The sequence below is a fragment of the Pseudanabaena sp. UWO310 genome (genome assembly GCF_006861605.1).
In the GTDB taxonomy this organism is placed as follows: domain Bacteria; phylum Cyanobacteriota; class Cyanobacteriia; order Pseudanabaenales; family Pseudanabaenaceae; genus Pseudanabaena.
Window position 1 is genome coordinate 1 of sequence record NZ_SELU01000071.1, and the last position, 12,513, is coordinate 12,513.

Sequence of the window (12,513 nt, forward strand, 5' to 3'; positions counted from 1 at the left end):
AACCTGCGGCGCACGCTGCGCGTGCGCCGCAGGTTTTAGGGTTTTATATTGATAGCTACAGGCACTTGAATGAGGACAAATCAAACCCCAAGAATTGAGTGGCGGCGCTTCGCGCCGCCACTCAATTCTTGGGGTTTATGTCCTAATACACTTGGCGACAGCTATAATTGCACCCAGCTACTTATATCGATAGTTCATTAGCCGAAAATCATTGCTGATCAAGCAATACCTTTTTTTAGAACTGGTATAATCTAGGGTTTCTGGGATAGTCGATATTCATCCACGATTCATCCACGAAATAGCATCAATAGAACTGTAAGAAAGATATATGTGTATTCAAGCGATCAAATCCATTGATTTACGCGGTGTTCCCTGTCCGCTTAGTTTTGTGCGTGCTAAATTACACCTCGAAAAACTAGAAACAGGACAACTGCTTGAGGTTCTATTAGACGGTGGCGAACCGATCGAACAGGTTCCGAATAGCTTGATTTCCGATGGTCATCAGGTCAAAGGGATTGAAGAACGCGATCGCTTTTTTGCTTTGACAGTCCAGAAAGCATGATGAAATTTGTCCTATGTTGGCTTTAGAAGGTACAGTTTTGGCTGTGCAAGCCAACTTTTATCGGGTGATGTTAGACCAAGCTTATCGTTTAGAGTTGCTTGATGAATCTGGGCAAATCTTTAGTCAGTTTGTTAACGAACTACTCTGTACGCGCCGCGCTCGCCTCAAAAAAATTGGACAACAGATCTGCGTTGGCGATCGCGTCATAGTTGAGGAACCTGATTGGCAAGGGAGAAGGGGAGCTATATCAGATGTATCAATTCGTCGTAATTTACTAGATCGTCCCACCGTAGCTAATGTCGATCGCATTTTATTAGTTTTTTCTTTAGCCGAACCAAGCCTCGATCCGCATCAACTAAGTCGCTTTTTAGTTAAAGCGGAAAGTACTCAAGTTGAAGTTTTGCTATGTCTAAATAAACGGGATCTCGTTAGCGATCAGATGTGGAAACTATGGCGCGATCGCCTCTTGTCTTGGGGCTACGAAGCGATCGCCATTAGCACCTATACCCAGCAAGGAATCGATCAACTGGCAACCTATTTGCAGACAGGCGTAACAGTGGTTGCGGGACTTTCAGGTGTAGGTAAGTCCAGTTTGATCAATTTGTTGATTCCCGATTTACAGGTTAGGGTGGGCGTAGTCTCCCAACGTTTAGGACATGGAAGGCATACCACTCGCCATGTGGAGTTATTTGCCTTGCCCGCAGGAGGTTATTTGGCTGATACTCCAGGATTTATGCAGCCTAATTTGACAGTTACCCCTCCCGAATTAGCCAACTGCTTCCCCGAAGCAAGACAAAAATTAGCCTCAGGCAATCACTGTCATTTCCATAATTGTTTGCATCGTCTCGATGAACCCGATTGCGTGGTGCGCGGAGATTGGGAACGATATAACTATTATTGCGCCTATCTAGAAGAGGCGATCGCCTATCAGCAGAAGTTGAAAAATACCGCCAATGCGGACGCTTCGCTCAAGATCAAGGATGCCAGTGAGGGCAAGCATCAGCAGGAGCCCAGATTGCTCAAAAAGCGTTATCGGCGAGAGTCTCGGCGCAGCGAACATCAAAATCTAGATACCGATGACCGCTAGGCAAGCTTTATATATAATTGCGCCTAAAGCTGGGCATAATTAAAACCCAAAAACCTGTAGCACACTCGCAGCGTGCGCTACAGGTTTTTGGGTTTTATATATAATTGCGCCTAGCTACTTGGCTAATAAATAAAACACTTTATGGAGTTGGTATTAAGTTTTTGCAAGGAACGATATAGTAGCTAGTAAGCTTCATGCTTATTACCCAAACGAAGGTCATATCTAAGTTAGACATGAAAAAGTATATTTCCCTTGCTGCTGGTTTAGTCTTGTTTGCTGTCAGTGCTTGTACCCCATCTACACCCGTAGCTGATAAGTCAACTCCTCCTACCGCAGCATCTACAGATAAATCCGCTACCAAGCCTGCTGACAAACCTGCTGACAAGCCCGCTGACAAACCAACCAGTTCCGCCGACCCCAAAGCAACTACAGCATCTACTGCTACCACTGGTTGGCAAGATTACAAATCATCGGCTGGGAAATTTAGTGTCCAAGTACCTAGCAAGCCTCAGGAACAGTCCCAAGATCAGAAAACTGACGTTGGAACGATCAAGCTCAATATGGTGATCGCGGAGTCAAATGATTCGGGATATTTTGTCGGCTATGCTGACTTTCCGAACAAAGCAATTAATCCTGCTGATGTCCAAAAAGGTTTAGGCGATGCTGTTAAAGGCTCCGTTTCTAACCTGAAAGGAGAGATTAAATCGGAAAAAGAAACTACCCTAGGAGATGTTCCATGCCGCGATTTTGAAGCGGGTGGTAAGGTGCAATCGACCGATGTATTGATGAAGGGGCGTTTCTGTCTTGCTGAAAATCGACTTTATCAAGTATTTGCTCTAGGCGCTAAAGATAAGATTGCAACCGCAGATGTTGATCGCTTTATTAGCTCTTTTAAGATTGATAAGTAACTGATATTGTCGCCAGTCTTTTGAGGACAAAATTAAAACTCAAAAGACAAATGGCGGCGCAAAGCGCCGCCATTTGTCTTTTGGGATAGATGATTTTTAAATATCTTCATACTCGTCTTCGTACTCATCTTCATCATCCTTTGTCAGGAAATTACAGAGCCCTAAAAGTAGGGCTACGGCAGCAACTGAAAATATCTGAGAACCATCCCCAGCGTGCCAATACTTAAACGCATCCGCCTGCCCAGAAACTATCACCAATAGGGCTACCCTCAAGGAATTCACGATAAAAGCGATCGCGATCGCCGCAGGGAACATAATCCACCTATGAATTTTGGATACTGGGAAAACCAAGACAAACATAAGCGTAATCCGCAGCAACATTAAGATCGGTGGTAAACCCGCACATCCTCTTGCAACTTCCACCGCTCCAAATTGGCTAACAATGGTAATCCCATTTTGGGCAACCTTCACGCCGCCATACCACAGGGCGGTATTGGCAAATTGGGCAGTAAACACATTAACAGGAATGACTTTTTCAATAGCTGCGAATAAAAAAGCGACGGGAATACCTAGGGTCGCCGCCAGCAGTATCGGCTGCCAATATTGCTTTAGTCCTTTCCATCCCGAACCGATCAGCGCTACCCCAACCGTTGCCATAACTGGTGTCAAGATAAATAAAATGTCAGTAGTTCGGCGGGTCAGGAGACTTTTAAGCAATACCCAAATAATTAGCAAAGTACCGATCGCGATCGCCGATGGGGTGCTTTCAAATTTGAAATTTGAACGATTGCGGATCACCAAGAGTAAGGCAACCGCCCAAGTCAAGATCTGAATAGCAATTTCGTCAATATTTTCACCTAGCCTAACGACAAGGGTAATGTTGATCGCCATAAAACTCGTCCATATAGCTAACAGCCAAAACTCTAATTTTCTTGTGGCTTTGTGGAGAGAATCTTGCAAGTTGCTGAAATTACCGCGCAAAATATGATCGAGCATGGCTAGTCCATAAAAATAGAGGCGACCTGTCGCCTCTATTTTATAACCCATAGCTCTAAAATATTTCTATAGCTGCCGTCAACTGTATCAGGACATAAATCCCCAAAGAGGGTTGCCGCGCGGAGCGCGGCAACCCTCTTTGGGGATTTAATTTTGTCTTAAGCAAACCTTACTTTGCTGCTAGGTGTAATTAAATGCATAGCGATCGCCAAGGGTATTAAGTAGTTCAGCATAAAAACCAAAACCAGAGAGAGTACCGCCCGCATAGCGGGCGGTACTCTCTTCTAGGTTTTAAGTTTACTTATGCCCAGCTACTTAGTACATAAAATCCCAAAAGAGAAGGTTGGCGCGAAGCGCCAACCTTCTCTTTTGGATAATACCAATTCCCCAAAGTGTAGCTACACTTTGGGGAATTGAAAACCAAACCCAGTAAGGGTTTTAAAATCACAAAATAGCTACGCCATTTTGTGATTTGGTATAAAACCGTAAAAGCTGTGGCGTAAGCTGCTCTTGCACCACAGCTTTTACGGTTTTAATGATAACCAGCTACTTAGAGAATATTGTTTAGAGAATATTGTTTAGAGAATATATAGAAGTAAAAACAAAACAATCCAAACAATGTCCACAAAGTGCCAGTATACCGAAGCTGCCTCAATACCGAAATGACTGGTGTTGCTGTAATGCCCAGTTTTGAGCGATCGCACCAAAACACCAGCAATTAGAGAAAGCCCAATAATTACGTGAAACCCGTGAAAGCCCGTTAGCACGTAAAAAGTACTCGCAAATAGATTGGTAGTTAGCCCAAACTCTAGATGCTGATATTCATAGATCTGACCAGCGATGAATATTGCACCCATCACAAATGTTGCCAGAAACCATAGCTGAGCGGCTTTAACCTTATTTTCTTTGATCGCACTATCGGCTTGATGAATTACGAAGCTACTGGAAACCAGAATGATCGTGTTAATTCCTGGCAATAGAAGTTCGAGTTCTGGTGTGCCCTCAGGCGGCCATGATGGGGCGACGGATCGGAAAGTTAGATAGGCTGCAAATAAACCAAAAAACAACATTCCTTCTGAAATCAGGAAAACAATCAAGCCAAAAACCCGTAAATCTGGATGTTCGGCATGGGCTTCGGCGGCATGGGCGGCATGGGCAGCCTCTGCTGTGACGACTGTATTAGGAGCGATCGATCCTTGCATAGATTAATGGTTGGATAAAGGAACAGGTAAGGCTTTGGTTTTTCATCTTGACGTGAGCGAGATGAAAAACTCTATATGCGAAATTTGATAGCTAAGCGATGGACTGAGCGGCTTCGATCGCCTCTTGGCGAGCTTGCTTGTATTCTTCGCCATAGTCATAGGGACCATTCAAGAGAACGGGTTCGCCAACCCAGTTATGGGGAATTGGTGGAGAAGAAGTCGTCCATTCCAGTGTCAAAGCATTCCAAGGATTATCAGGAGCTTGCTCACCTTTAAACCAACTATAAACGGCATTGATCACGAAAGGTACAGTGGAAATTGCCAAAACAAAAGCGCCAATGGTGCAAATGACATTAATTGGTGCGAATTGGGGATCGTACTGAGCCACCCGACGGGGCATCCCTTGCAAACCGAGAATATGCATCGGACCAAAGGTTAAATGCATCCCAATAAAGGTAAGGACAAAATGCACCTTGCCCCAAAACTCGTTCAACATGCGCCCAGTCATTTTCGGGAACCAGTGATAGAGTCCTGCGTAAATACCAAATACGCTGCCGCCAAATAAAACGTAATGGAAGTGAGCGACAACAAAATAGGTGTCATGAACGTGAATATCAATTGGAGTCGAGCCGAGCATAACTCCGCTTAAGCCACCGATCAAGAAGGTGGAGATGAAGCCCATGGCAAAAAGCAAAGGACTTTCTAAGCGCAATTTACCACCCCAGAGAGTAGCTACCCAACTAAATACCTTGATCCCTGTCGGTACTGCAACTAAGAGGGTTGCCACCATAAAGAAGACCCGCAACCAGTCGGGAGTGCCACTGGTAAACATATGGTGCGCCCATACGAATAGCCCCAAAGCACAAATCATCATGCTCGAATAAGCGATCGCTTTGTAGCCAAAAATTGGTTTACGGCTGTGGGGAGGAAGGACTTCAGAAATGATCCCAAATACGGGCAGCACCATCACATAGACCGCAGGATGGGAATAAAACCAGAATAGATGCTGGTATACGACGGGATCGCCACCACCAGTGGGGTTAAAGAAGTTTGTGCCAATCAATAGGTCAAAGCCCAGTAGCACCATCGCTCCTGCCAATACTGGCGTGGCTAAAAGGGCGAGTACCGACGTTGCCATCATGGCCCAGCAGAATAGCGGCATACTAAACAGATCCATTTCTGGCATCCGCATCGCCCAGATCGTAACGATGAAATTTACGGCTGCCAAAATTGATGAAGTTCCCACCAAGATGATGCTCAGAATCCAGATTGCTTGACCAACATGCTCATTGGTCAAAATGCTCAAGGGTGGATAGGCTGTCCAACCTGTAGAAGCGGGACCAAAAAAGAAGCTACTCATTAGCAGTAGTCCCGCAGGAATCGTTAGCCAAAAGGCGATCGCATTTAAACGGGGAAAAGCCATATCCCGCGCCCCGATCATTAAGGGGATCAGGTAATTGCCGAATCCACCTGTTACCGCAGGAACGATCCACAAGAAAATCATTACCGTGCCATGCATGGTAAACAGACTATTGTAAAAAGCGGGATCGACCAGATCGGAATCGGGTGTGGCAAGTTCAACGCGCACTGCCGAGGCAAGGGCTCCACCGACCAAATAAAATACAAACGAAGTAACGAGATATTGAATGCCGATCACTTTGTGATCGACGCTAAATGTAAAGAATTCCCACCAAGGAGTCTTGGGAGGTTCTGCACCCGAAGTGCTCGAAGCTTGGGTTGGATTGAGGGTTTGGGTCATAGAGAATTTGGTGATTGGTGATTGGGGTTTTAGCTTTTGGCTGTTAGCTGTTAGCTATTAGCTATTAGCTTTTGGCTGTTAGCTTTTGGCTGTTTACTTCTTACTTCTTGGGTTTTACTTCTTGCTCGTTATTTCTTACTTGCCATCTCCATCCCCAAATGCATTACTTTCCCTGCCAGATATTCGCGATCGGACATGTGGGAAGTGGGACTTGAAGCGACGATCGCTTCGGGATCGTTGCTAGCAACTTCCTGTTGCTCTTTTAACCATGCTTGGTAGTCCTCTGGTGTATCAATTACCATCGTGGTGCGCATTCCGCCATGGTAGGAACCACATAATTCTGCACAGACTACGGGGTATTCCCCCACAACACGGGGTGTAAACTCTAGAAAAGTTTCCCGACCAGGAATTACATCTTGTTTGATACGTAATTGGGGAACCCAAAAGGCATGGAGAACGTCAACCGCAGTCATGTTTAAGCGGACTTTTTTGCCTACAGGAACGTGGAGTTCCGCTGTGGCAATTTCATTGGGATAGTTAAAAATCCATGCAAACTGCATTGCACTCACATCGATCGCCACGACATCATCCCCACCCGCTGGCATTGTTCCTGCCATTAATGTGCCATCACTATTAGAGGATGCAAGGGTTGCTTTTGATGCGGGCATACCACCCCTTTCGTGTTTTGCCACGGTTTGATGCATTCCACCATGAGCCATGGCATCAAGATTTTGAGAACCTTGCATGGCGGTATAGACATCAAAACTATAGATGGCTACCCACATCACGATGACGGTGGGGATAGCTGTCCAGACGATCTCAAGGCTTAGATTTTCATGGATTGCTGGTCCATCGGTGTCGTCCCCTTGGCGGCGACGGAATTTAACGATGGAGTAGATCAAAACTCCTTCAACAATCAAGAAAAATCCAAAGGCGATCGCAAGGATCGTGTTAAACAGCCCGTCGTACAGAACTGCTTCGTCACCTGCGGCGACTGGTAGCAAACCATTGTTGCGCGCGTACCAGATGCTAGCTGCAAAAACCAGCCCAATGATGACGACCACTGAAATTAAGTTGTTTTTTCTCATGGTTAGGTTGCCCTATCGTGCTGCTCCTATATAGTGGATCTGGGTCAAGTGGAGCTTATTAGCAGCTCATTCTCTAAATAAGGACAGATTGACATATTGTCTATCTTGCATCCATTTCCCAAATACGGGGTATTTGTTTGTAATCTTTTAGCAATTTCTTTGGGATCATGCTGAAATAAGTCTTTAAATACCGTCGATTTCGTCATTACCCAAATAAGTAAAATTTTAGCGAATCCCCCTTGGCGATTGCCTTTTATAGCAACGTTAGGTTTCCTTAAGACATAAAACCCCAAAGATGAGTGGCGGCACTTTGTGCCACCACTTATCTTTGAGGTTTTGATTTGTCCTAGCTATCTCTTACGTTGCTGTATCAATTATTTTGTCAATTACCAAGTATGGTCGCGCAGATCTTGTTACTCATAAGGGACTTGCGATTTAATGAAGTACCAAATATAAAACCAGAATCGGTGGCGCGGCGGAGCTGCGCCACCGATTCTGGTAAATCTAGATTGGTATCTTATTCTCTCGCAAGTCCCTAATGACTTTTACGGACAGAAAATATCTCTGATGACTCAAGCTGAAATTGAAAACTTACCTGTTATCACCTGCGATAAATTTTCTCAGACTGGACTAATTCAGATCATCCCTTTAATTTCAATAGCAATTTGTTTATTTCCTTACTAACGGTGATTAATTATGCTTAGTTTCCTGCCATTGCACATTCTCAAGATACACTAATTTTCCTAGGTGATCGAGTTTCTCCTAAACAATGTCAACATCACTATTCTCATTTGCCTCATTCCTTGCTACTGAACCAAATATGCCAATTTTGCTGACTTCATAGCGATCGTGTAGTTCTAACTTTAAACAGCGTAATTCTTTGCTTTTGTCATAGATTTTCTGGTTTCAATCCTGTTTTCTTAGCTATACGGGCAAGCATTTTTGCTCCTATTTCATCGCTATCTCGAAAAGCAAAAACATAATCCTCCCAGCCATCACGTTCTAAAATCTTGTGCGATCCAGTTTGACGCTTTACATTCCATCCAATCTTTTCCAATGCGGTTAATACTTTTCTGGCTTTTGCAGATGACCATTGACTCATGATGATAAATTCCTACGCCGCCACAAAGTCAAAGCTAGTCAAACCCAAAGCCATTTCTCCATGCTCCAGTTTATCAGCAATAACCCGCAATGCCAAAGCTTGAACATGAGCGATTGCCTGTTGTTGACTATTTCCATATACTAAAGCGCCCGAAATTTCGAGAATCTCAGCAATCCATCGCCCATCTTCTTCTTGTTCTGTTTCGATGGTGAAATGATTAGAAATATGTTTTGTCATGTTGGTTTCCTTAAAAGTTAAGTGATTAGAGGTTTGAGAAAGTCAATTTTTCTTTCTGCAAAACCCCATTCATTGCTTCCTCAACAGACTGTTGAACAAGTTCTTTAAGCCTTTGCGCTTTTAGGCTTACTCTAAATTTCGTAGCCGCATACTGTAAAACCTCTTGGATATCTTCTGCTTCTAGATCAAGGAATGTTTGTAAGATTTCTTGATCTCGCATTCCGTCAGCAAACATATCAAAGATAGTTGTAACAGGTATTCTCAAAGAGCGAATACATGGCACACCGCCCATTTTTTGAGGATTAGTTGTAATTCTTGCAAATTGCATACTTGATGAAGCCTCTAACGCTTTCTTACAAAAATATTGACACTGACACCAACCTGAATCCCAAATACATTATTCTTTGTCTCAGATAATTTCGGTTTTTTTCTTACATTGCCTCCTAAATCAAAAATGTAGCCCTGATCGAAACCATTCTCTAAATTTTTTCTAACCCCATCAAAAGCAAGATCATTGATCAAGCTATTGTTGGTCACAAAAGCAACTATGCTTTCTTCATCTCCTATCCTATCAGAAGCCCACCTAATTGCTTTGACGTAAGGATCAGAAAGCGCGTTTTTGTTTGTCGCCTTAGAATCCTTACTGTATGTCTCACTCACGCGCTTATCCATTGTCGGATATTTACGATTACGATTATTCAAGTCTTCTGATTGATAGGCATTGTAAGGAGGATTCCCAATAATCACAAAAATCGGTGATTGCTTTTGTCTCTCAACACGCTTCGTATTTTCCGTAGAGAAAAGCGCCAAACTTAACTGCTTTGCTTCAGCAAGTTCAAACGTATCCACCAAACAAATCCCCTCAAATGCTTCATACTTCCCAGTCTGCTCAAAATACTCATGCTCAATATTCATCATCTCCTCCACACTCTTCACCATGAAAACTACTCAAAAAATGAGCGCGGCTGAAATGCTTAGAGGTCAAAGCATTGATCACCTTCTCAATCTCCACCGCAATAATATTTCTCTGAGCAAAATCAGGATTATTGAACACACTCCGAAAAATCTGTTCCGTCAGCAAATGCTGAATCAACATCTCCTCAACCGCCGACTCCGCCAGATATTGATTGCTTTTTAGAACGTTTGATCGCATATTGTGGAATCAAAGTCCATTGAAACTGTTTTGCACAGGAATCTAGCAAATCCTGAAAAGCACTACTCACCGCCCCCTCATGCTCAAACCCCAGCTTGGAATATTGTTCCAAGACCTCATAGTAATTCTTGATCGGCTTGTGCGATGGCTTGAGGCTGAGACTGGGCATATTAAATTCGGATGAAATTTTTGAGCAGTAGCAATACTATAAACTAACTACTTGCGCTATAGATTTAGAAGTTTTAGGGCGATCGCCTAGACAACTTATTTCGGCTCTAGAGTAATCGCTATACTGGTGAATGATATATTTGACCAGCACTGCTTGACATCGTGTTCCTATGGGCTATGAGCCACTACATCATAAATATCGCCCCCAAATCTTTGCTGATTTAGTTGGTCAGGAGGCGATCGCCCATACCCTATCAAACGCGCTAAATACGGGGCGGATTGCCCCTGCCTACCTATTTACTGGCGCAAGAGGTACGGGTAAGACATCCAGTGCGCGGATCATGGCAAAGTCGCTCAACTGCCTAAGCTCAGACAGCCCCACCCCTCACCCCTGCGGCAAGTGTGAGCTATGCCACAGCATCGCCAATGGCAACGCCCTAGATATTACCGAAATCGACGCAGCAAGTAACACAGGCGTTGATAATATCCGCGAACTCATCGAACGCGCTCAATTTGCCCCAGTTAAGGCAAGATTTAAGGTTTATATTATTGACGAATGTCATATGTTGAGCACAGCAGCATTTAATGCTTTGCTGAAAACCCTAGAAGAACCCCCCGATCGCGTTACTTTTATTCTCGCTACCACTGACCCGCAGCGAGTATTACCCACGATTATTTCTCGTTGTCAGCGTTTTGACTTTCGGCGGATTCCCCTTGATGCGATGGTCAAGCATTTAGGAAAAATTGCCGCCAATGAGAACATTAATATTCATATGGAAGCCCTAACCCTCGTCGCCCAAATCGCACAGGGAGGACTGCGTGATGCCGAATCGTTACTCGATCAATTGAGCTTATTGGATGGAGAGATCACCGTTGAAGCAGTTTGGGATTTAGTTGGTTCCGTTCCTGAACAGGATTTACTATCGCTAGTTGAAGCGATCGCTGCCGACCATTCCACACAATTAATAGATTATGTACGGCGAATCATGGATCGAGGGCGCGAACCTTTGATCGTGCTGCAAAATTTGGCGAATCTGTATCGTGATTTATTGATCGCCAAAACCGCAAGCGATCGCAGTGATCTTGTTGCCATGACCAGTTCTGGCTGGGAAAGATTGATTCAACTAGCGCAGAGTTTAGCGATTCCCAATATTTTGCTAGGTCAGCAACATTTGCGATCGGCCGAATTACAAATCCGTAACTCCACTCAGCCCCGTCTCTGGCTAGAAGTTACCCTCATGGGGTTATTGCCCTCAGCCCAAGGAGCGATCGCGCAGGTTCCACCGTCAAATCTATCGGCAAAATCATTCATTCCACCTCGAAATATATCTCCCAATCCCTCAATTACCCACCAATCACCAAAGCCCGATCCTGTGGAGCGAGTTTCATCACCAGTAGTTCCCCAAACATCAGTTCCCCAAACATCAGTTCCTCAAACATCGGTTCTTCAAACATCGGTTCCCCAAACATCGGTTCTTCAAACATCGGCTCCTCAAACATCCGAACCAGTTTCTCCTTCTATTGCTCCTCTTCCTCCAGTCGAAACGCCGATTGCGTCTGGACATGACGATTTTGAAGATATTGCCTCCGTTGGCTACGATCTCGATGGTCTATGGCAGAGTGTTTTGTCGATGCTACCAACTCCAACCAAATATGTTTTTATCCAAAAGCAAGCGCATTTTCTTTCTATCGACAGCAGTACGATCAAGGTAGGGCTGGGTAGCAATCGCGATGAAACTACTAAAAGTATCGTGGTTCAGAAACGGGGTGAATTGGAGGATGCTTGCTCTAAACTGCTCCAGCGTCCAATTAAAGTAATGTTTAAGTTTATTACGCCATCCCCCAATGAGTCATCAACACAAATAACAGAAGCTCCCCCTCGTCCTGCGATCGCCTTGCCATCCGTCCCTTCTCCCAGTCCGATCTCACCTCCCATTGCTCCCCCCATTGCGCCTCCAAGTAATACTCCGCCAGCCCATACCCCTAGTTTCCCCCATCCAATTGCGCCGAATAATCCCCCCATTCCGCCAGCAAATGTTGTCTCAAACCCAGCCAGCCCACCACCACCTCAGATTAAAGTCCAAGGGCAAATGTCGGAAGATGACAGGGTAATTAAAAATTTAGCTGACCTTTTTAACGGTCAGATAGTCGAACTCGATGAAGATAATAACGAAAAATAGATGACTAAGCCTAGAAGAGCATATCGCCCGCGTAGCGGGCGATATGCTCTTCTAGGCTTAGCGACTTATAC

General features: G+C 44.5%; 15 protein-coding genes. 4 read left to right on the plus strand and 11 right to left on the minus strand.

Annotation, left to right across the window (positions count from 1 at the left end; translation table 11 throughout):
• Positions 1–328 precede the first annotated feature (328 nt).
• The 3 genes from PseudUWO310_RS19230 to PseudUWO310_RS19240 all read left to right on the plus strand — a co-directional run bounded on the left by PseudUWO310_RS19230 (position 329) and on the right by PseudUWO310_RS19240 (position 2,557).
• Entirely contained in the window at positions 329–562 is a 234-nt protein-coding gene (locus tag PseudUWO310_RS19230) for a sulfurtransferase TusA family protein (RefSeq protein WP_094533064.1), read from the plus strand.
• Positions 563–575: 13 nt separating this feature from the next.
• Positions 576–1,649: a small ribosomal subunit biogenesis GTPase RsgA gene (gene rsgA, locus PseudUWO310_RS19235; protein ID WP_143122101.1), complete on the plus strand. Its 1,074-nt coding sequence runs from the start codon at positions 576–578 to the stop codon at positions 1,647–1,649.
• Positions 1,650–1,843: 194 nt separating this feature from the next.
• Positions 1,844–2,557: a hypothetical protein gene (locus PseudUWO310_RS19240; RefSeq protein WP_143122102.1), complete on the plus strand. Its 714-nt coding sequence runs from the start codon at positions 1,844–1,846 to the stop codon at positions 2,555–2,557.
• Positions 2,558–2,653: 96 nt separating this feature from the next.
• Here PseudUWO310_RS19240 and crtA read toward each other — a convergent pair whose 3' ends face one another.
• From crtA to PseudUWO310_RS19295, 11 genes are all read right to left on the minus strand, one after another.
• Positions 2,654–3,604, minus strand: a complete 951-nt coding sequence (gene crtA / locus PseudUWO310_RS19245) for a cyanoexosortase A (protein ID WP_143122103.1) — start codon at positions 3,602–3,604, stop codon at positions 2,654–2,656.
• Between the two features lie 527 nt (positions 3,605–4,131).
• The gene (locus PseudUWO310_RS19250; protein ID WP_143122104.1) at positions 4,132–4,755 is read right to left on the minus strand and encodes a heme-copper oxidase subunit III; all 624 of its coding nucleotides are present in this window, start codon (positions 4,753–4,755) and stop codon (positions 4,132–4,134) included.
• 91 nt (positions 4,756–4,846) lie between these two features.
• Positions 4,847–6,514: a cytochrome c oxidase subunit I gene (gene ctaD / locus PseudUWO310_RS19255; protein WP_055076100.1), complete on the minus strand. Its 1,668-nt coding sequence runs from the start codon at positions 6,512–6,514 to the stop codon at positions 4,847–4,849.
• A 128-nt stretch (positions 6,515–6,642) separates the two neighbouring features.
• Entirely contained in the window at positions 6,643–7,602 is a 960-nt protein-coding gene (locus tag PseudUWO310_RS19260; RefSeq protein ID WP_143122105.1) for a cytochrome c oxidase subunit II, read from the minus strand.
• Between the two features lie 762 nt (positions 7,603–8,364).
• Positions 8,365–8,499 carry a nucleotidyltransferase family protein gene (locus PseudUWO310_RS24020; RefSeq protein ID WP_143122124.1) on the minus strand — a complete coding sequence of 45 codons (135 nt, stop codon included), beginning with the start codon at positions 8,497–8,499 and terminating at the stop codon, positions 8,365–8,367.
• A complete protein-coding gene (locus tag PseudUWO310_RS19270; RefSeq protein WP_143122106.1) occupies positions 8,492–8,704 on the minus strand; it encodes a type II toxin-antitoxin system HicA family toxin in 213 nt (70 codons plus the stop codon). The genes PseudUWO310_RS24020 and PseudUWO310_RS19270 overlap by 8 nt, the downstream gene beginning before the upstream one ends.
• A 12-nt stretch (positions 8,705–8,716) precedes the next feature.
• Positions 8,717–8,941 (minus strand): type II toxin-antitoxin system HicB family antitoxin, encoded by a 225-nt coding sequence (locus tag PseudUWO310_RS19275; protein WP_126387636.1) that lies wholly within the window; start codon positions 8,939–8,941, stop codon positions 8,717–8,719.
• Between the two features lie 25 nt (positions 8,942–8,966).
• Positions 8,967–9,269, minus strand: a complete 303-nt coding sequence (locus PseudUWO310_RS19280) for a DUF433 domain-containing protein (RefSeq protein ID WP_143122107.1) — start codon at positions 9,267–9,269, stop codon at positions 8,967–8,969.
• 14 nt (positions 9,270–9,283) lie between these two features.
• A complete protein-coding gene (locus PseudUWO310_RS19285) occupies positions 9,284–9,856 on the minus strand; it encodes a hypothetical protein (RefSeq protein WP_190316078.1) in 573 nt (190 codons plus the stop codon).
• On the minus strand, positions 9,846–10,094 hold the full coding sequence (locus PseudUWO310_RS19290; RefSeq protein ID WP_190316079.1) for a hypothetical protein: 249 nt from the start codon (positions 10,092–10,094) through the stop codon (positions 9,846–9,848). The genes PseudUWO310_RS19285 and PseudUWO310_RS19290 overlap by 11 nt, the downstream gene beginning before the upstream one ends.
• Positions 10,042–10,263: a hypothetical protein gene (locus tag PseudUWO310_RS19295; protein WP_143122110.1), complete on the minus strand. Its 222-nt coding sequence runs from the start codon at positions 10,261–10,263 to the stop codon at positions 10,042–10,044. Before PseudUWO310_RS19295 ends, PseudUWO310_RS19290 begins: the two co-directional genes overlap by 53 nt.
• 169 nt (positions 10,264–10,432) lie before the next feature.
• Between PseudUWO310_RS19295 and PseudUWO310_RS19300 the strand changes: the two genes are divergently transcribed.
• Complete coding sequence (locus PseudUWO310_RS19300; protein WP_143122111.1) at positions 10,433–12,442, plus strand: DNA polymerase III subunit gamma/tau; 2,010 nt, start codon at positions 10,433–10,435, stop codon at positions 12,440–12,442.
• Positions 12,443–12,513 lie beyond the last annotated feature (71 nt).